The following is a 17,957-nucleotide window of genomic DNA, read 5'->3' on the forward strand; positions in this document are numbered from 1 at the left end:
CACGTCCACCCGAACGCATCGGAGGTCTTGGTGTTCAGCATCACCGTCCGTGACCACGTGATGGTCGCCCACAGCTTCCGCGGAGAAGTCTTCGGACCCGCGCAACGCCTGCACGGCGCGACCTTCGTGGTGGATGCCACCTTCCGCCGGACCGACCTCGACGAGGACAACATCGTCGTCGACATCGGCAAGGCCACGGAAGAGCTCGGGGCGGTGCTGAGCGACCTGAACTACCGCAACCTCGACGACGAGCCGGTGTTCAAGGGCATCAACACCTCCACCGAGTACCTCGCGAAGGTCATCGCCGACCGCCTCGCCGACGCCGTCCACGCCGGACGTCTCGGCGAAGGCGCGCGTGGCCTCGAAGGCATCGCCGTCTCGCTGAAGGAATCGCACGTCGCCTGGGCGAGTTACGAGCGTGCGCTGTGAACAGCCTTTACGTCGTGCTGCCCGGGGACGTCGACGACGCGTCCGTCCCCTCCGGCGGCAACACCTACGACCGCCGGATGTGCGATCGGCTCGCCGAGACCGGCCTCGACGTCCACGAGATCGCCGTCTCCGGCACCTGGCCGCGCCCGGACACCGAGGCCCGCGCGGTCCTGGGCCACCTCCTCTCCGCGCTGCCCACCGGGTCCGCGGTACTGCTCGACGGCCTGGTCGCGTGCGGCGTGCCCGAGGTGATCGTCCCGCAGGCGCGCCGGCTGTCGCTCTCGGTGCTCGTGCACCTGCCGCTGGCCGACGAGACCGGCCTGCCGCCCGCGCTGGCCGCCGAGCTCGACGCGCTCGAGCGCGAGACGCTGCGGGCCGCGAGCTCGGTCGTCGCGACCAGCGAGTGGGCCGCGCGCCGGCTGGTGAGCCACCACGGTCTCGCCCCGCACCGCGTGCACGCCGTGCCGCCCGGCGTCGACCCGGCGCCGCCCGCCATCGGCACCGACGGCATGTCCCGCCTGGTCTGCGTGGCCAACGTGACCCCGCGCAAGGGCCAGGGCGTGCTCGCCCAGGCCCTGGAAACCGTCGCCGACCTGCGCTGGACCTGCGAGTGCGTCGGCGGGATCCGGCGCGAGACGAAGTACGTCGAGCGGCTGCGCGAGCACCGGCTCGGCGCCCGCTTCACGCTCACCGGCCCCCGCACGGGTGCGGCGCTGGCCGCGACCTACCACTCCGCCGACCTCCTCGTGCTGCCCTCGCGCGCCGAGACCTTCGGCATGGTCGTCACCGAGGCCCTCGCCCGCGGCGTGCCGGTGCTGACCACCGACGTCGACGCGCTGCCCGACACCGTCGGCGTCGCGCCGGACGGCTCGGTCCCGGGGATGCTCGTGCCCGGCGACGACGTCGAAGCGCTCGGCGCCGCCCTGCGCCGCTGGCTCACCGAGTCCGACCTGCGGACGCGGCTGCGCGCCTCGGCCCAGCTGCGCCGCGAAGCCCTGACCGGCTGGGACGACACCGCCCGCCGGATCGCCGAAGTCCTGCAGCGGCAGGAGGCGGCGGCATGACCGCGTTCGCGCCGGACTGGCTGTACCTGCGGGAACCCGCCGACGCCGCGGCCCGCGCCACCGAACTCGTCGACACGCTGCGCGAGAACCTGCCGGAAGGCGACCTGGTCATCCGCGACCTCGGCTGCGGCACCGGCTCGCTCGGCCGCTGGCTGGCCGCGCGCCTGCCCGGCACGCAGCGCTGGATCCTGCACGACGAGGACGCCGAGCTGCTCACCCACGCCCGCGCCTCGCTGCCGGCCACCGCGCTGGACGGCAGCCCCGTCGACGTCGTCGCCGAGCAGCGGGACGTCACCGCGCTGCGCGCCGCCGACCTCGCCGGGACGTCGCTGGTCACCGCGTCCGCGCTGCTCGACCTGCTGACCAAGGACGAGGTCGCGGCGCTCGCCACGGCCATCGTCGAAGCGGGCTGCGCGGCGCTGCTGATGCTCTCGGTCACCGGCCGGGTGGAGCTCTCGCCCGCCGACCCGCTCGACTCCAGCCTCTCCTCTTCGTTCAACGCCCACCAGCGCCGGCTCACCGGCGGCCGGCGGCTCCTCGGCCCCACCGCGGTGGACGTCGCCGCGACCGCGTTCGGCCGGCTCGGCGCCTCGGTCGTCCGCGCCGAGAGCGCCTGGCGGCTCGGACCCGATCAGGCCGAACTGCAGCGGCAGTGGCTGGAGGGGTGGGTCGGCGCCGCCGTCGAGCAGCTGCCCGAGCTGCGCCCGGCCGCCGACGTCTACCTGCAGCGGCGGATCGAGATGGCCCAGGCCGGCGAGCTGCACGCGGTGATCCACCACGGCGACCTGCTGGTCCTGCCGCCGAGCCGGGAGGTGGCGGCGTGAAGCGCGCACTGGCCTGGCTGCGGATCCTCGGCGCCTTCGCCATCCTCGGCGTCCTCGTCTGGCAGCTCGGCAGCGACGCGTTCCTCGACGGCCTCGGCCGGATCAGCGCGCCCGGCGTGCTCGCCGCCCTGGTCATCGGCTTCGCGACGACGCTGTTCAGCGCGGGCCGCTGGCAGATCGTCGCCACTCGGCTCGGCCTGCGGCTTTCCCTGCGCACCGCGGTCGCCGACTACTACCGCGCGCTGTTCCTCAACGGCGTGCTGCCCGCGGGCGTCCTCGGCGACGTCCACCGCGCGGTGCAGCACGGCCGCGACTCCGGCGACGTGCCGCGCGGCGTGCGCGCCGTCGTCCTGGAGCGCACCGCCGGCCAGCTCGTGCTGATCGCGTCCGCGGTCACCGTCGTGCTGGTGTCACCGGACGTCGTGCCCGGCGCGTTCCGCGAGGTCGTGACGATCACGGGAGTGGTCGTCGTGCTGGCCGCCGTCGCCGGGCTCGTCGCCGGCCGGCGGTTCGGCGGACGCTGGATCCACAGCCCGTCGAAGGTGCGGCGCGGCTTCGCCGTCACCCTCGCCGACCTGCGGCTCGGCCTGTTCACCCGCGAGACCTGGCCCGGCGTGGGCTTCCTGTCGGTCGCGACGCTGGCCGGGCACCTGGCGCTGTTCGTCGTCGCCGCCCGCGTCGCCGGGGTCGACGCGCCGGTCGGGCAGCTCGTGCCGCTGATGGTCCTCGCGCTGCTCGCGATGGGCCTCCCGCTCAACGTCGGCGGCTTCGGCCCGCGCGAGGGCGTCTGCGCCCTGCTCTTCGGCGCGGCCGGTCTGGGAGCCGCCCAAGGTGTCACCGTCGCCGTCGTCTACGGCGTGCTCACGCTGGTCGCGAGCCTGCCCGGCGCCGGTGTCCTGCTCGTCCGGAGCGTCGCCGGGTTCCGCGTGACCCGCGCTCCGCACACCGGTGTCCGGTCCGCTCCGCGCACGGCGGCGGGCACCGGGATCGAATCGGAGATGGGGATCAGATCATGACCGCAAGCGAAGTCGTCGGAGACCTGCCGCACCGGCCCGTGGTCGAGCGGGTGGTCGAGACCCGGCTGCCGACCCGGCACGGCCTCTTCCGCGCGGTCGGCTACCTCGACCGCAGCGGCACCGAGCAGGTCGCGCTGGTCTACGGCGAGATCGCCGAGCTGGGGACCCTGACCCGCGTGCACAGCGAATGCCTCACCGGCGACGTCTTCGCCTCGACGCACTGCGAGTGCGGCGAACAGCTGGCGGCGGCCCTCGATCGGATCGTCGAAGAGGGCTCCGGCGTGCTGGTCTACGTCCAGGGCCACGAGGGCCGCGGCATCGGCCTGCTCGCGAAGCTCAAGGCGATGCGGCTGCAGGACGAGGGCCTCGACACGGTCGACGCGAACGTGGCGCTCGGCCTGCCGGTCGACGCCCGCGACTACCACGCGGCGGCCGCCATCCTGCAGGACCTGGGGGTCCGGTCGGTGCGGCTGCTGTCGAACAACCCGCAGAAGGTCGAACAGCTCACCCGCTACGGAATCCGGATCAGCGAACAGGTTCCACTGCTGGTTCCGCCGAATCCGGAGAGCCTGCGGTACCTCCGGACGAAGGCCGAGCGGATGGACCACCTGCTCCCGCACCTGGGACAGGCGTTCTCAGGCGCCTAAGACCTCGAGAACGCCGGCGAAGCGCTGGACCAGCGTGTCCAGCACGACGTGCCCCTTCGCGGCGCTCGCCAGCGAAGGCTGGCCGACCACCCCCGACTCCGTGTACGCCCGCAGGCCCAGCGTCAGCAGGTGGTCCCGGTCGGTGACGTGGTCGGCCGTCTCGTGGCCGGGCCGCACCAGGTGCGGGTGCGCGTGCAGGAGGACCGACGTCTCCAGCTCGCCGGCGTGCATGTCGTCGTCCAGCGACGTGCGCAGGCCGGCCGCCGTGTGCGCCGCCTGCCAGTCCGCGACGCCGGGGAACAGCGCCATCGCGCCGGCGGCTTCCTGGACCACATTGGACAGTACGTAGTTGCCGCCGTGCCCGTTGACCAGCACCAGCCGGCCGACGCCGGACGCGCTCAGCGAGGCGGCGACGTCGGTGACCACGGCGTGGAGCGTGCGGGCCGAGATGCTCACCGTACCGGCCCACGCCGCGTGCTCGTGGGAGCAGGAGATCGTGATCGGTGGCAGATGGAGTACGGGGTGAGCGTCGGCGATCGCGCGAGCGAGGGTCGCCGCGATGATCGTGTCGGTCGCCAGGGGCAGGTGCGCGCCGTGCTGCTCGAAGCTGCCGATCGGCAGCACCGCGACCTCCGCGCCCCGCTGCTGCTCGTCGACACTGGTGGCGAGCGGGAAGAGGTCGGTCATGAGCACGTCCCTTCACTAGGTTGGAAGTCATGAGCGAGCATGCCGCACTACTCGACGTCGCGCGCGAAGCCGTGGCGAAGGCGACGGAGATCGTCCGGTCGCGCCCGACTTTTTCCGTTTCGGCGAAAGGTGATCGCGACCTGGTGACCGACGTCGACACGGCGGTCGAGGACGCGCTGCGGGAGTTCCTCACGGCCGAGACGCCGGAGATCGGCGTCCTCGGCGAGGAGCGTGGCCGCAGCGGCGACGGCGGCGGCCGCTGGTGGGCCCTCGACCCGATCGACGGCACCGCGAACTTCGCCCGCGGGATTCCGCTCTGCGGGATTTCCCTGGCGCTGGTCGACGGCGAGCACAGCACGGTCGCGGCGATCGCCTTGCCGTACCTGGGCGTCACGTACACCGCCGCGCGCGGCGAAGGCACCTTCGCGAACGGAGAGCGCGTCAGCGCATCTGCCGCAACGGAGATGTCGGACGCCATGATCGCCGTCGGCGACTTCGCGATCGGCCGGCTCGCCGAGGAGAAGAACGAGACGCGCCTGCGGCTGCTGTCGGACCTCGGCGCGCGGGCGCAGAAGATCCGGATGCTCGGCACCGCGGCGATCGACCTCGCGTGGGTGGCGGACGGAAAGCTCGACGCCGCACTGATCCTGTCCAACAACCCGTGGGACACCATGGCCGGTGTGCTGCTCGTGCGCGAGGCGGGCGGGGCCGTCCTGGACCGCGACGGCAGCGAGCACACGGTCGGTTCGTCGTCGACGATCGCCGTCGGTGCCGGGCTGCGCAAAGAGATTCTGGACGCACTTGATCGGGCCCACGGGGTTGTTCGTTAGGATTCCGGGTACCCGGTGGGCAGCGCCACAGCGCGCGATTGCGCTGCCCGTCCGAGGTTTTCGGTTACGTTGGTACCGGCCGGCGGATGATCCTGGCATGCTGGCCGGATCTCGTCAGCACGTACGGAGAATGGTGGATGCTCGTGGAAAGTCGCCGGATCCGCGATCGGTACCGGCTGATCGAGCCGATCGGCGGCGGCGCGATGGGCACGGTGTGGCGCGCGCAGGACGAACGGCTCGACCGCACGGTGGCGATCAAGGAACTCCTGCTGCCGCACGACCACGACGAGACCCGCACCGAGGAAGCGAAGAACCGCGCGATGCGCGAGGCGCGGATCGCCGCCCGGTTGCAGCATTCCCACGCGATCACCGTGTTCGCCGTCCTCGAAGAAGAGGACCGGCCGTGGCTGGTCATGGAGTACCTGGCGTCGAAGAGCTTCGCCGTCCTGATCGGTGAGGAACCGACCTCGGTCGACGACGCCATCCGCATCGGCGCGCAGATCAGCTCGGCGCTGGCCGGCGCGCACCGCGCCGGGATCGTGCACCGCGACGTGAAGCCGGCGAACATCCTGGTCTCCGACGACGGCACGGCGAAGATCACCGACTTCGGCATCTCCCGCGCGATCGGTGACGTCAAGCTGACGGCCACCGGGGAGATCGCCGGCACGCCCGCGTACCTGGCGCCCGAGGTGGCCCGCGGCGAGGACGCGGACTTCGCCGCCGACGTCTTCTCGCTCGGCGCCACGCTGTACGCCGCCGTCGAGGGCCAGCCGCCGTACGGCAAGGCGGACAACCCGATCGCCTTGCTCTACAAGGCGTCCAGCGGAGAGATCGAACCGCCCACCAAGGCGGAGCGGCTGACCCCGCTGCTGCTGCGGATGCTCGCGAGCGACCCGGCCGAGCGGCCGTCGATGGACGAGGTCGAGCGGGAGCTGCGGGCGTTGCTGCCGGACGCGGAGCCGGGTGAGTCGGTCCTCGCGGCGACGCTGCCGGATGCCGAGGCCGCCGCGGTGGCGGCCGTGCCGACCATGCCGGCCACGGTCGCCGTCCCGCCGCCCGGTGAGGTCGCCACCGTGTCACCGGGCGCGCGCAAGGGCATGATCGCCGTCGGGGCGGGCGCGGCGCTGCTGTGCGTCGCGGTCGTCGTCGCGATCCTGCTGGTCGTGCGGCAGAAGGCGCCGCAGGACAACGCCGCCCCGCCGGCCGCGCCCCAGACGTCGGCCTCGGCGTCCGTGACACCTTCACCCTCGGCGTCACCTACCCCGGCGCCCTCGACGACCCCGGCGACCTCGGCGCCGCCCAGCTCGCCGCCGGTTTCGCCGGTGTCGGCCACGACGACCGCAGCCCAGGCGGTCGAGGGCTACTACGGGCTGTTGCCGGGCAACCCGGCGAAGGCGTGGACGCTCCTGACCGACCACTTCAAGTCGTCGCGCGGCCAGACGTACGAGACGTACCGGAGCTTCTGGTCGCGGTACAAGGCGGTGCAGGTGAGCAACGTCAAGGAGGCCGGGCCGAACAAGGTCACGGCGCACGTCACCTACGACGGCGGGAACGCCGAAAACGACACCTTCACGATGGTCCAGGTGGGCGGCGTCTGGATGATCGACACACAGAGCTGAACCGACTCGCCACCAGCCGCGTGTGACAGATGAGGCGTCACCGTCGTCGACCGCGCTGGAGGTAGCCGTGTCCCTTTCCGCCGCCCTGCTCCGGCGCTCGCGATGAGGCCCGCCGACCCGATGGTGTTCATCCTCCCGGCCGCGCCGCCGGGAAGTGACACGTACGACAAGCGGATGTGCCAGAACCTGCCCGCCGTCGGCCAGCCGGTGCTGGAGCTGCCGGTCGCCGGCGACTGGCCGGAGCCCGACGCGACGGCTCGCCGTCGCCTGGCCAGATCCCTGGCCGCGCTGCCGGACCGGACGGTGGTGCTGCTCGACGGCGTGATCGCCTCGGGCGTACCCGAGATCGTCGTCCCGCACTCGCGTCGGCTGCGGCTGGCGGTGCTGGTCCACCAGGCCCTCGCCGACGAGCCGGGCCTCGACCCGGCGCACGCGGCGGAGCTGGACGCGTGTGAGCGCGAGACGCTGCGGATGGCCGGCATGGTCGTCGCGACCAGCCCGTGGCTGGCCCGGCTGCTGATCGACCGCCACGACCTGGACCCCGGCCGCGTCTACGTCGCCAAGCCCGGCACCGACGCGGCCCCGCTCGCGGCGGGAGCCGACGGCGTCTCCCGACTGCTGTGCGTCGGCGACGTGACCCGCCGCAACGGCCAGGACCTGCTGGTCCAGGCCCTCGGCGAGGTCGACCACTTGGCGCTGTCCTGCGTCATGACGGGCTCGCTGGACGTGGACCCGGGGTACGTCGACGAGCTCGGCTGGTCGATCGAGCGCCTCGGCCTCGGCGGCCGCATCACGCTCGCGGGCGACGCGGTCGACCTGGGAGCCGCGTACAACGCGACGGATCTGCTGGTCATCCCGGCCCGCGCGGCGACGTCCGGCATGTTCGTGGCGCAGGCGCTGGCCCGCGGCATCCCGGTACTGGCCACCGAGGTCGGCGGGGTCTACGAAGCACTGGGCGTCGACGCGGACGGCGAGATGCCGGGGCTGCTGGTCGAGCCGAACAACCCGTTTTCCCTGGCTGACGCGCTGCACCGCTGGTATGCGGACCCGGAGTTGCGCCGGTCGTTGAGGACGGCGGCGCTGGGCCGGGGTAGTGCGCTGGAGGAGTGGGCGGTCGCGGCGCGCCGGCTCACGCACGCGCTGTCGAGGCTGGCTTCCGAGCCCCGCATCGTCGCCTGACGCTTGCCGCGGGGGGCGGGACTCCGCCAACCTGGCCCGATGTGGCCCCGACGCCGGACCTCGTCGCAGACCGAACTCACGTCCGAGCGAGGCTACCTGGAGCTGGTCGGGCGGCAGCCCGATCTCTCGCTCCGGGATGCCTTCCTCGGTTTTCGCGATCTGGTCTCCGCGGACATCGACTGGATCGACTCCCGGAAGAAGCGGTTCAAGAGGCCCGCTTCGCGGGTGCGGGTTGCCACGCTGGTGCTCACCGCGTTGTCGACCGTCGTGCTCGGCATCCCGGAGATTCCGGCGAGGGCGTCGATCGCCCTGCCGCTGGTCGCGGCGGTCACGCTGCTGGCCGGGCTGGAAACCTTCTTCACCTGGCGCTCGCGCTGGCTGCTCATGGAGGAAACGCAGTACCGCATGAATCGGCTGCGGGACGACATGGACTACTACCTGGTCACCACCCCTGCCGCGGAGCTGCGGCGGGACGAGCTCGATCGCTTCTACTCCGAGCAACAGGAGCTGTGGGCCGACGTCAGCCGCCGGTGGGTCGAGTTCCGGAAACACGACCGGGCGCCGCAACCGGAAGTCCGGCCGTCCTGACCGATTCCTTTCGCCGCTTTCGCCGGTCAGCAAGAGGGTGACCATGGATTTCGAGGCCTACCGGCGTGAGCTGCTGGCCCACTGCTACCGCATGCTCGGCACGCCCGACGAGGCCGAGGACGTCGTCCAGGAGACGTACCTGCGCGCGTGGCGGGCGTACGACCGCTTCGAAGGCCGCGCGTCCCTTCGCTCCTGGCTCTACCGGATCGCGACGAACGCCTGCCTCACCGCCCTGGAGCAACGGGGACGGCGGCCGCTGCCGTCCGGGCTCGGCGCGCCCGCGACCGATCCGGACGCCCCGCCGGTCCAGGCCGACCCCGCCGACCTGTGGCCGCGGCCGATCCCGGACGCCCTGGTCACGTCCGACGAGGACGACCCGGCGGCGATCGCCGTGGCCCGCGACGGCGTCCGGCTCGCGTTGATCGCCGGGCTGCAGCTGCTGCCACCGCGGCAACGCGCGGTGCTGATCCTGCGGGAGGTGCTGGCCCTCCCGGCGGCCGAGGTCGCGGAGATGCTGGGCACGAGCGTCGCGGCGGTGAAGAGCACCCTCCAGCGCGCCCGCGCGACCCTCCACGACGCTCCGGAGGCCGACCTCGTCACCGAGCCCGAGCAGCGCGAACTCCTCGACCGCTACATGAGCGCGTTCATGAACTCGGACTTGGCGGCGCTCGAGAGCGTCCTGCGCGACGACGCGGTGATCGAGCCGGTCCCGTCGCGGACGTGGTTCGCCGGAAAGCGGACTTGTGTCGCATTCCTGCGACACGTAATGGGCGAGCCGGGCGAGTGGTCCATGACGCCGACCCGAGCGAACGGCCAGCCCGCGGCGGTGACCCACTTCCGCGGCGAGCCGTTCGGCCTGGCGGTGCTGACCCCCGGCAAGGGCGGCATCGCGCGGATCACGGTGTTCGGCTTCCCTGACCTGGTGGAGCGGTTCGCCGGGACGGACCCGGCGAACCGGACCATCACGCCAGGGTGAGCGCGTAGATCTCGACCCGCGGGTCGTTCGGCAGGCTCACCGACTGCAGCGTCTTACCGCCGTCCAGCGCGGCCGAGACTCCGAACAACCGCACCGAAGGACCGTCGACGCCGCTGCCCGCCTTGATGCGGTGCGGCATGTCGAGCACGATCGGCGAACCCGAGCCGGCCCAGTCGCCGAACGTTGCGGCGAGGTCGGCGCTCGTGCCGTCCGTGTAGTGCGCCGTCAGCGTCGTTGTCACCGGTCCGTTGTGCGACGACCCGACGAGCCTCAGCGAACCGTGCGCACCCGCCGGGAGCAGCAGCGACTGCCCTCGCGCCTCGACGAAGTTCGCCGCGGTCCCCGAAGCGTCCGGTGCCGCGTACGTGACGCCGTCCCAGGTCACCGGCCCGGCGGCCGGCAGCAGCGAAGCGTCGTAGCTCCAGCCGCCGCCGTCGAAGTTGCCCTCCGTCGACGCCGCGACCGTCGCCGTGCCGTCGTGGTTGTAGTCGCGGCCGAGGTCGACCGCGCACTGCGTCCCGGACGAAACGCACGCCGACGGCGTCCGCACCTCGATCGACACCGACCGGGTCACCGTGTTCGCGCCCAGCCCGGCCACCTTGACCTGCACCGGGTACGTCCCGGCGGCAGTCCCAGCAGGCACGGTCACCGTGATCGGCACGGTCTTCTGCACCGGCAGCCGTCCGGACCAGATCAGGTCGACCGGCTGGACCTTGGTCTTCCACCCGGCCGGCGCGGTCGCGGAGATCGTCACCGGCTGCAGCAGCGGGTTCTGCGCGACGACGTTCAGGTCGAGGTGCACCTGCTGCGCCGCGCCCGCCGGAATCACGACGGACGTCTGCCGCAGCGACGCGTCGACGTGCCGCCGCAGGTCACCGACAGCGTTGTTCACCGACGGCGGCTCCGCGGCGGCCGAGGTGCCCCACGAAGAGGGCTTCGACCCGAGTTTGTGCGAAAGCGTCCCGCCGTGCGCGATCGCGGACCAGTCCAGGGACGTCTGCCGGACGTCCCGGCCGTTGAGCGACACGCTCTGGACGTACCGGTTGGTGTCGCTCGCCCCCGGCGCGTTCACGGTCAGCGTGCCGCCCTGCGAACGGCCGTACTGTCCGATCCGGACGGTCGCCGACTCGAACTGCGGGCTCGACAGCGCGAGGAAGTTCGCGCCGCTCATCGTCGGGTACAGCCCGAGCGAGGAGAAGACGTACCAGGCTGACATCGTGCCGAGGTCGTCGTTGCCGGTCATGCCGTCCGGGCCGGTGGTGAACAGCGTCATCGCCGCGCGGACGACGGTCGCGGTCTTCGCCGGCGCGCCGACCCAGTTGTACATGTACGGCGCGAGCAGGTCGGGCTCGTTGTTCGGGTTGTACGTCGGCTTGCCGTAGTAGTCGTACGGGCTGGCGATCCAGTCGTTGCGCGCGGTCCCCGCCGGGTCGGTGAGCAGCTTGTCGTAGGCGAAGAAGGAGTCGAGCCGCTTCTGCGTCGCGGGCTTGCCGCCCATCAGCGAGACGAGCCCGGCCGGGTCCTGCGGCACGAGCCACTGGTACTGGTAGGCGCCGCCTTCGTGGAACTGGTGGTCGGCGTCGACCGGGTTGTACGGCGTGAGGAAGGTGCCCTCGGTGGTGCGCGGCCGGAACTGCTGCGTCGAGGAGTCCCAGAGGTTCTTGTACCGCTGGCCGCGATCGGCGAACATCCGCGCGTCGGCCTGGTGGTTCAACCCCTTCGCCATCATCGCGAGTGCCGCGTCGGCCGCCGAGTACTCCATCGTCGCGGACGCGGGGTGCTCGCAGTCGTTGTCGCCGCCCTTGGCCGCGCAGTCCTTGCCGAGCTCCAGTCCGCTCGGGATGTACCCGCGGTCGTTGTAGTAGTTGACGCCGGAACGTCCGTTGTACGGCGAATCGGCGGGCGGCGTGCTCGTCGCGTTCTTCTTGAGCAGCGCGTACGCCTCTTCTTCGTGCTCGGCGAGCAGCCCCTTCGACCACGCTTCGACGAGGAACGGCGTCACCGGGTCGCCGGTCATGATGTTCGTTTCACTCTCGGCCAACGCCCAGCGTGGCAGCCACCCGCCGTCCCGGCCGATGGCGACGACCGACAACGCGACGTCTCGCGCGACCTGCGGTTCGAGCATTTCGAGCAGCTGGTTCTGCGGCCGGTAGGTGTCCCAGAGCGAGAAGTTCTGGTACGGCGTGTAACCGCTCGCCGTGTGCACCTTGGCGTCGAAGCCGGTGTACGCGCCGTCGGTGTCGCCGGCCAGGTTCGGGTGCAACTGCGAGTGGTAGAGAGCGGTGTAGAACGCCGTCTGCCGCTCGGTCGTGCCGCCGGCGATCTTCACGGCGCCGAGCCGGTCGGCCCACTGCTGGTGCAGCGCGGCGCGGGTGGCGTCGAAGTCGTAGCTGTCGTTCGTCTCGGCGGTGAGGTTCTTCCGCGCGCCGTCGAGCCCGGTGTAGGACAGGCCGACCTTGAGCACGACGTCGCGGTCGGTGCTCGCGTCGAAGCTCGCCCAGGCGCCGTTGCCGCCGGTGCCCGCGGCGTCGCGGCTGCCGTCGGTGCGCGTCGAGCCGCGCCAGGTGCCGTAGGAGCTGAACGGCCGGTCGAAGGTGGCCGTGAAGTAGACGGTGTGCTCGTCGTGCCCGGCGCAGAACCCGCCGGCGCGGACGCGGCCTTCGAGCGTCCGGTCGCCGACGACGTGGATCTCGGAGTCCTTGACGGACTGGTTGGCCTGGCCGGTGTTGAACAGGACGTTCGCCTGGCCGGTCGAGGGGAACGCGTAGCGCTGCCAGCCGGTGCGCGCCGTCGCCGTCAGCTCGGCGTTGATGTCGTACTTCTTGAGGCCGACGCGGTAGTAGCCCGGCTCGGCGTGCTCGTCGTCGTGGCTGTACTCGGACTTGTAGGCGTCTTTGTCAACGTTGTCGACAGCGCCGGTGGTCGGCATGATCGGCAGCTCGCCCATCACGCCGCAGCCGACGCCGGACAGGTGCGTCTGGCTGAAGCCGTAGATCGCGTTCTGCAGGTAGTCGTAGCCGCCCTGGCCGCCGGTGTCCGGGCTGACCTGCACCATTCCGAAGGGTGCGCTCGCGCCGGGGAACGTGTTGCCGAAGTTCTGCGTGCCGACGAAGGGGTTGACCAGGCTCACCGGATCCGCTGGGGCCGGCGCGGCCTGCGCCGCGGCGGGCGCCAGGCCGACGACCACCACCCCCGCGGCCACCGCGGCGGCCAACCGTCTGCTCTGCGACCACATGGGCGCACCTCCCAGGAGATGACAACGTTGTCAAAAGCGGACCTTCGGTCAGGCCCTCGGTTCGGTGAGCAGCTTTCCACCTCGATGGGCGTTTGAGAAGACCTCAACCGGCCGCTTCGCGCAGTAACCGGGCAGCGTTGTCGGCGAGGTCGACCACCTTGACGTCGCGTTCCCACGCCTGCCGGACGACGTCTTTCGCGTCCCGATCGAGGTGCGGGACGAAGGGAGTGATCCCCCTGATCGGCCCGCGCACGTAAGAGCGCTACGAGTCGATCGCACCGGCGTTCACCTCGGAGCTCTCGGACGAACATATGTCCACATTGGACAATGTCTAGTCGAGCAGCCGCTGCTCCTTGGCCACCGCGACCGCGCCGGCCCGGGTGTCCACCTCGAGCTTCGCGTAGATCCGGCTCAGGTGGGTCTTGACCGTCGCTTCGCTGATGAACAGCGCGCGGGCGATCTCCTTGTTGCCCAGCCCCTGGGCGAGCTGGCGGAGGATGTCGCGTTCGCGGCCGGTCAGCGTGGGCCGCGGGGCGCGCAGCTGCGCCATCATCCGGTCGGCGACCGGCGGGGACACCGCGGTGCGCCCGTCCGCGGCGGCCTCGATCGCCGCGTACAGCTCGGTGGCGGAGCCGGCTTTCAGCAGGTAGCCGGTGGCACCGGCGGCGATCGCGCGGCTGATGTCCGCGTCGGTGTCGTAGGTCGTCAGGACGAGGATCCGGGGCGCGCTGGGGGTGCTCCGGATCCGTCGGGTGGCTTCGATCCCGTCGATGCCGGCGCCGAGCTGGATGTCCATCAGGACGACGTCCGGGTGCACGGCGGTGGCGGTCGCGACAGCTTCCTCCCCGGTCGCCGCCTCGGCGACGACCTCGATGCCGTCCGCGCCGGACAGGAGGGCGTGCAGTCCGGCGCGGACGACGGCGTGGTCGTCACAAACCAAGACGCGAATGCTCTTCGGGGGTTCCGGGTGGCGGAGCCCCCGGCCCAGGGCGGAGCCCTGGTTGTCACCGATGCTCACAAGGCCTCCAGGGGGATCGCGGCCGAAATCACGGTGCCTTGGCCAGGGGCGGACTCCACGGTCAGCCTGCCACCGAGCTGCTGGGCGCGGACCCGCATGGCGGGTAGCCCGTGACCGCGTTCGCCCTCGGGAGCCGATTCGAGAAAGCCTCGCCCGTCGTCGGCGACGTCCAGCACGACCTGGTCGTCAAGGTAGGTGAGCGTGAGCACGACGTTGCCCGCCTCGGCGTGCTCACGAGCGTTGGCCAGCGCGCCCTGGGCGATCCGGACCACAGCGGACTGGACGCGCTCCGGCAGCGGCCGCTCGTCGCCGTCGATGCGGACGTCGACCGGTAGCCCGGCCCGGCCGGCCACGGCGCGCAACGCCTCTTCGAGCGTCGCGTCGGCAAGGTCGGCGGGGGCGAGGTCCTGCACGAGCCGGCGTGCCTCCGACAGGTTCCCGGCGCCGACGCGCTGCGCGGCGCGGAGGTGTTCGCGGGCCAGTTCGGGCTGCTCCCAGGCCTGGTCGGCGGCCTGCAGCAGCATCGCCTGGCTGGACAGGCCCTGCGCGAGGGCGTCGTGGAGCTCCCGGGACACGCGGTGCCGCTCGGCCAGCACGCCCGCGCGGCGCTCGGACTCCCGCAGCCGTTCGGCTTGCCGCCGCATGAAGGTGATGACCGCGGCCGTGACCGCCGCGATCGCGATCGGCACGATGGTGAGGTTCGGGTCGAAGCCGTCGGCCAGCCGGTTCTGCGAGACGACCACCAGCGCCGTGATCACGCCGACCAGGGCGAGAGCCTGCCCGGTCGGCAGCGTCCGCAGGCCGATGACCAGCAGGGGGATGGCCGACCAGGCGAAGCTGGGGGCGAGCACCACCAGGACGATCCAGAGCGCCAGGACGACGGTCAGCCAGAGCAGGTTGCCCGGCCGGAAGACCAGGCCCACGCCGTACGCGAGGACGAGCGCCGCGGTGAACACGATCACCCAGGGTTGCAGCGGGTTGCCGTCGTGCCGCGTCAGGAACCGGACCGCCGAAGCGAGCACCAGCAGGACGAACGCCGAGTGCATGACCGCGGCGAGCCACCGCGCGTCGGAATCGGCCGTCATGGTCTCCATGCTCGCTCCCTTCCGGTCCGACACCAGCGTCAGCCCGGCTGAACGGCCGCGCATCAGCCGATCGGATGACCAGGTTGTCAGCCGGGACGACGACCGGATCGACCTCGCGGCGGGCTGAAGCTGGAGTCATCGCACTTCCGAACCCGAGGAGCACACCATGATCTCGACCCGTACCCGGATCGCCGCCGCCGTCGCCGGCCTCGCCGCTGTCGGCGCCACGACCGTCGGCGCCGTGTCGGCCACCGCGGCCCCGGCCCCGCCCAGGGGCGTCATCCAGACGTCGCACCTGTCGATCGCCGCCGCGCAGAAGGCCGCCCAGGCCGCGCTGGACGCCGCCGGCAAGGCCGGCCAGCGCGTGTCGGTCGCCGTCGTGGACCGCGACGGGAACACGATGCTGACCCTGCGCGGCGACGGCGCGGGCCCGCAGTCCTACAGCTCGGCCCAGCAGAAGGCGTTCACGGCGGTGTCCTGGAACGCGAAGACGTCCGAGCTGGTCGGCCGCCTGCAGCAGGCCCCGACGTTGAAGGACATCGACGGCACCCTGTTCCTGGCCGGCGCGGTCCCGGTGACCGCGGGGACCGCCCCGATCGCCGCGGTCGGGGTCGCCGGCGCGCCGTCCGGTGCGCAGGACGAGTCGTTCGCGCAGGCCGGCGTGGAAGCGCTCGGCAAGTGACTACCGTGGCTCCTGTGGTGATCCGAGACGTCCGCCCCTGGGGCGGCGAGCGCAGCGACGTCGAGCTGGCCGGCGACCGGATCGCGGCGGTCCGCCCGCACGATCCGGCTGCCTCGGTTGCCACGGTCGAGGGCCGTGGCCGGCTGCTGTTCCCGGCCTTCAGCGACGTCCACGTGCACCTCGATTCAACGCGGATCGGGCTGCCGTTCCGGCCGCACACGGGCGGTCCCGGGGTGGTGGCGATGATGACGAACGACCGGGAGAACTGGCGCACGGCCGAGGTCCCGCTGCCTTCGCGGGTCGCGGGGACCCTCGAGCGGATGATCGCCCACGGCACCACGCGAGTCCGCAGCTACGCGCAGGTCGACGTCGACTGCGGGCTGGAGAAGCTCGACGCCGTGCTGGCCGCGCGCGAGAAGTTCGCGGCGCAGGCCGAGGTGCATGTCATGGCGTTCGCCCAGGCCGGCATCCTGCGGGAACCGGGCACACTGGACGTCCTCGACGCGGCGATGCGCTCCGGCGCGACGGTGATCGGCGGCATCGATCCGTGCACGCTGGACAAGGACCCCAAGGGGCACCTGGACGCGGTGTTCGGCCTGGCGGAGAAGCACCAGGCGGAGATCGACATCCACCTGCACGAGCCGGGGCACCTCGGCCTGTTCTCCACGGACCTGGTGCTCGAGCGCGTCCGCGCGCTGGACATGCGGGGCAAGGTGACGATGTCCCACGCGTACGACCTGGGCTCGATCTCCGAGTCGGTGAGCCGCCGGGTGATCGACGACTTCGCCGAGCTGGACATCGCGATGACCACGGTGGCGCCGTCCGCCGCCGGTCAGTTGTCCTTGTTGGACCTGGTTTCCGCCGGCGTCCGGATCGGTCTGGGCGAGGACGGGCAGCGCGATTACTGGAGCCCGTACGGCAACTGCGACCTGCTGGACCGGACGTGGCAGCTGGCCTTCACCCGCGGGTTCCGCCGTGACTCGCACGTGGAGCTCGCGCTGGCGGTCGCGACGATGGGCGGCGCGTCGATCATGAGCCACGACGTCCCCCGGCTGGCCGGGCTCGACGACCGGCCGGGCCTGGCCGTGGGCGACCGCGCGGACCTGGTCCTGGTGGACGGCGAAACGCCGACGAGCGCGGTGATGGACCGCGGCCGCGACCGCACTGTCCTGCACGACGGTGTCGTGGTGGCCGACGGGCTCGCGGTGCTCAAACCCTGACGTCTCCCCTGGCGGTGGCGAGCAGCGCGGCGACGCTCGGCTTGTGCTCGTCGCGCCGCCGCCAGGTCATGGTGACCTCGGTCGTCTGCCCGGCGAGGGGGACGGCGACCGCGCCGGGGTGGTCGACCATCGCGGGCACGATCCCGCACCCCATCCCGGCGGCCACGCACCGCCCGAGGGCGGCGAGGCTGCCGACCTCGGTGTCGACGACGGGTCCGTCGATCCGGTCCAGCATCTCGCGGAAGCCGCAGCCCTTGGGGGTGGCGAGGAACCCGACGCCGCGGAGGTCGTCAGTCCGGATTTCTTCCTTGTGCGCCAACGGATGCCCGGGCGGCGCGATGACGACGAGCGGCTCGGCTTTCAGTGTCCGGCTGGCGAACGCGGGATCGTCCGGCGGCGTGCCGAAGGTGAAGCAAACGTCCATTTCGGACTCCCGGACGCCGCGGTACAGCTCGCCGCGGCCCCCTTCTTGCAAGGACATCCGCACGCGCGGCCACCGCGTCCGGTAAGCGCCGAGGATCGGCGGAACCCAGTGGGTGCACAGGGTTTCGAGGGCGCCGATGGTGAGTTCGCCCTCGGGTTCGCCGCGTTCTTCGTCGACGGCGGCCTTGGCTTCCTCGACGAGTTCGAGCACCTGATCCGCGTAGCCGACGAGCCGTTCCCCGGCGGCGGTGAGCTTCCGGGTGGCGCGGTCGAAGAGCTGCGACCCGAGTTCGGCTTCCAGGGCCTGGATCTGTTCGGTGACACTGGACTGCGCGTAGTGCAGCTCGGCGGCGGCATGGGTGAAGTTGAGCGTCCGCGCGACGACGCGGAAGGTGCGCAGGTGACGCAGTTCCATGAAGGCCCCCATCGGCGTTC

General features: G+C 72.0%; 18 protein-coding genes. 12 read left to right on the forward strand and 6 right to left on the reverse strand.

Annotated elements, in window-relative coordinates; translation table 11 throughout:
• The first annotated feature begins 30 nt into the window (after positions 1-30).
• From AB0C38_RS23350 to ribA, 5 genes are read left to right on the forward strand one after another with little or no spacing between them, the layout of a single operon-like run.
• Positions 31-429, forward strand: a complete 399-nt coding sequence (locus AB0C38_RS23350) for a 6-carboxytetrahydropterin synthase (protein ID WP_284742883.1) — start codon at positions 31-33, stop codon at positions 427-429.
• On the forward strand, positions 426-1,493 hold the full coding sequence (locus tag AB0C38_RS23355; RefSeq protein WP_360676845.1) for a glycosyltransferase family 4 protein: 1,068 nt from the start codon (positions 426-428) through the stop codon (positions 1,491-1,493). Before AB0C38_RS23350 ends, AB0C38_RS23355 begins: the two co-directional genes overlap by 4 nt.
• Positions 1,490-2,317, forward strand: a complete 828-nt coding sequence (locus tag AB0C38_RS23360) for a class I SAM-dependent methyltransferase (RefSeq protein ID WP_360676847.1) — start codon at positions 1,490-1,492, stop codon at positions 2,315-2,317. Before AB0C38_RS23355 ends, AB0C38_RS23360 begins: the two co-directional genes overlap by 4 nt.
• Complete coding sequence (locus tag AB0C38_RS23365) at positions 2,314-3,333, forward strand: lysylphosphatidylglycerol synthase transmembrane domain-containing protein (RefSeq protein WP_360676849.1); 1,020 nt, start codon at positions 2,314-2,316, stop codon at positions 3,331-3,333. Before AB0C38_RS23360 ends, AB0C38_RS23365 begins: the two co-directional genes overlap by 4 nt.
• A complete protein-coding gene (gene ribA / locus AB0C38_RS23370) occupies positions 3,330-3,980 on the forward strand; it encodes a GTP cyclohydrolase II (RefSeq protein ID WP_360676851.1) in 651 nt (216 codons plus the stop codon). The genes AB0C38_RS23365 and ribA overlap by 4 nt, the downstream gene beginning before the upstream one ends.
• On the opposite strand, the gene AB0C38_RS23375 is transcribed toward ribA, so the two are convergent.
• Positions 3,969-4,667 (reverse strand): creatininase family protein, encoded by a 699-nt coding sequence (locus AB0C38_RS23375; RefSeq protein WP_360676853.1) that lies wholly within the window; start codon positions 4,665-4,667, stop codon positions 3,969-3,971. The two genes, ribA and AB0C38_RS23375, sit on opposite strands and share 12 nt — an antisense overlap.
• Before the next feature lie 29 nt (positions 4,668-4,696).
• Here AB0C38_RS23375 and AB0C38_RS23380 point away from each other — a divergent pair, with 29 nt between their 5' ends.
• The 5 genes from AB0C38_RS23380 to AB0C38_RS23400 all read left to right on the forward strand — a co-directional run bounded on the left by AB0C38_RS23380 (position 4,697) and on the right by AB0C38_RS23400 (position 9,859).
• A complete protein-coding gene (locus AB0C38_RS23380; RefSeq protein ID WP_360676855.1) occupies positions 4,697-5,497 on the forward strand; it encodes an inositol monophosphatase family protein in 801 nt (266 codons plus the stop codon).
• Between the two features lie 137 nt (positions 5,498-5,634).
• Positions 5,635-7,116 carry a serine/threonine-protein kinase gene (locus tag AB0C38_RS23385; RefSeq protein WP_360676857.1) on the forward strand — a complete coding sequence of 494 codons (1,482 nt, stop codon included), beginning with the start codon at positions 5,635-5,637 and terminating at the stop codon, positions 7,114-7,116.
• Positions 7,117-7,236: 120 nt separating this feature from the next.
• Positions 7,237-8,295 carry a glycosyltransferase gene (locus AB0C38_RS23390; RefSeq protein WP_360677194.1) on the forward strand — a complete coding sequence of 353 codons (1,059 nt, stop codon included), beginning with the start codon at positions 7,237-7,239 and terminating at the stop codon, positions 8,293-8,295.
• A gap of 39 nt (positions 8,296-8,334) precedes the next feature.
• Positions 8,335-8,883: a DUF4231 domain-containing protein gene (locus AB0C38_RS23395; RefSeq protein WP_360676859.1), complete on the forward strand. Its 549-nt coding sequence runs from the start codon at positions 8,335-8,337 to the stop codon at positions 8,881-8,883.
• A 43-nt stretch (positions 8,884-8,926) separates the two neighbouring features.
• Complete coding sequence (locus AB0C38_RS23400; protein WP_360676861.1) at positions 8,927-9,859, forward strand: RNA polymerase subunit sigma-70; 933 nt, start codon at positions 8,927-8,929, stop codon at positions 9,857-9,859.
• On the opposite strand, the gene AB0C38_RS23405 is transcribed toward AB0C38_RS23400, so the two are convergent.
• From AB0C38_RS23405 to AB0C38_RS23420, 4 genes are all read right to left on the reverse strand, one after another.
• Positions 9,846-13,094, reverse strand: a complete 3,249-nt coding sequence (locus AB0C38_RS23405) for a GH92 family glycosyl hydrolase (RefSeq protein WP_360676863.1) — start codon at positions 13,092-13,094, stop codon at positions 9,846-9,848. The genes AB0C38_RS23400 and AB0C38_RS23405 overlap by 14 nt on opposite strands.
• Before the next feature lie 103 nt (positions 13,095-13,197).
• Positions 13,198-13,347 carry a hypothetical protein gene (locus AB0C38_RS23410; RefSeq protein ID WP_360676865.1) on the reverse strand — a complete coding sequence of 50 codons (150 nt, stop codon included), beginning with the start codon at positions 13,345-13,347 and terminating at the stop codon, positions 13,198-13,200.
• Positions 13,348-13,425: 78 nt separating this feature from the next.
• The gene (locus AB0C38_RS23415) at positions 13,426-14,106 is read right to left on the reverse strand and encodes a response regulator transcription factor (RefSeq protein ID WP_360677196.1); all 681 of its coding nucleotides are present in this window, start codon (positions 14,104-14,106) and stop codon (positions 13,426-13,428) included.
• 2 nt (positions 14,107-14,108) lie between these two features.
• Positions 14,109-15,206 carry a sensor histidine kinase gene (locus tag AB0C38_RS23420; protein ID WP_360676867.1) on the reverse strand — a complete coding sequence of 366 codons (1,098 nt, stop codon included), beginning with the start codon at positions 15,204-15,206 and terminating at the stop codon, positions 14,109-14,111.
• 157 nt (positions 15,207-15,363) lie between these two features.
• Between AB0C38_RS23420 and AB0C38_RS23425 the strand changes: the two genes are divergently transcribed.
• Positions 15,364-15,879, forward strand: a complete 516-nt coding sequence (locus tag AB0C38_RS23425) for a heme-binding protein (RefSeq protein WP_360676869.1) — start codon at positions 15,364-15,366, stop codon at positions 15,877-15,879.
• Between the two features lie 14 nt (positions 15,880-15,893).
• Positions 15,894-17,099: an amidohydrolase family protein gene (locus AB0C38_RS23430; RefSeq protein ID WP_360676871.1), complete on the forward strand. Its 1,206-nt coding sequence runs from the start codon at positions 15,894-15,896 to the stop codon at positions 17,097-17,099.
• Here AB0C38_RS23430 and AB0C38_RS23435 read toward each other — a convergent pair.
• Positions 17,089-17,937 carry a LysR family transcriptional regulator gene (locus AB0C38_RS23435; protein ID WP_360676873.1) on the reverse strand — a complete coding sequence of 283 codons (849 nt, stop codon included), beginning with the start codon at positions 17,935-17,937 and terminating at the stop codon, positions 17,089-17,091. The genes AB0C38_RS23430 and AB0C38_RS23435 overlap by 11 nt on opposite strands.
• Positions 17,938-17,957 lie beyond the last annotated feature (20 nt).

It is taken from the genome of Amycolatopsis sp. NPDC048633 (genome assembly GCF_040650695.1).
Taxonomy (GTDB): domain Bacteria; phylum Actinomycetota; class Actinomycetes; order Mycobacteriales; family Pseudonocardiaceae; genus Amycolatopsis.

Excerpts from the sequence above, each read along its gene's own strand:
- AB0C38_RS23360 (WP_360676847.1), top strand. The coding sequence starts at position 1,490 with ATGACCGCGTTCGCGCCGGACTGGCTGTACCTGCGGGAACCCGCCGAC.
- ribA (WP_360676851.1), top strand. The coding sequence starts at position 3,330 with ATGACCGCAAGCGAAGTCGTCGGAGACCTGCCGCACCGGCCCGTGGTC.
- AB0C38_RS23375 (WP_360676853.1), bottom strand. The coding sequence starts at position 4,667 with ATGACCGACCTCTTCCCGCTCGCCACCAGTGTCGACGAGCAGCAGCGG.
- AB0C38_RS23380 (WP_360676855.1), top strand. The coding sequence starts at position 4,697 with ATGAGCGAGCATGCCGCACTACTCGACGTCGCGCGCGAAGCCGTGGCG.
- AB0C38_RS23385 (WP_360676857.1), top strand. The coding sequence starts at position 5,635 with ATGCTCGTGGAAAGTCGCCGGATCCGCGATCGGTACCGGCTGATCGAG.
- AB0C38_RS23390 (WP_360677194.1), top strand. The coding sequence starts at position 7,237 with ATGGTGTTCATCCTCCCGGCCGCGCCGCCGGGAAGTGACACGTACGAC.
- AB0C38_RS23395 (WP_360676859.1), top strand. The coding sequence starts at position 8,335 with ATGTGGCCCCGACGCCGGACCTCGTCGCAGACCGAACTCACGTCCGAG.
- AB0C38_RS23400 (WP_360676861.1), top strand. The coding sequence starts at position 8,927 with ATGGATTTCGAGGCCTACCGGCGTGAGCTGCTGGCCCACTGCTACCGC.
- AB0C38_RS23405 (WP_360676863.1), bottom strand. The coding sequence starts at position 13,094 with ATGTGGTCGCAGAGCAGACGGTTGGCCGCCGCGGTGGCCGCGGGGGTG.
- AB0C38_RS23420 (WP_360676867.1), bottom strand. The coding sequence starts at position 15,206 with ATGGAGACCATGACGGCCGATTCCGACGCGCGGTGGCTCGCCGCGGTC.
- AB0C38_RS23425 (WP_360676869.1), top strand. The coding sequence starts at position 15,364 with ATGATCTCGACCCGTACCCGGATCGCCGCCGCCGTCGCCGGCCTCGCC.
- AB0C38_RS23435 (WP_360676873.1), bottom strand. The coding sequence starts at position 17,937 with ATGGAACTGCGTCACCTGCGCACCTTCCGCGTCGTCGCGCGGACGCTC.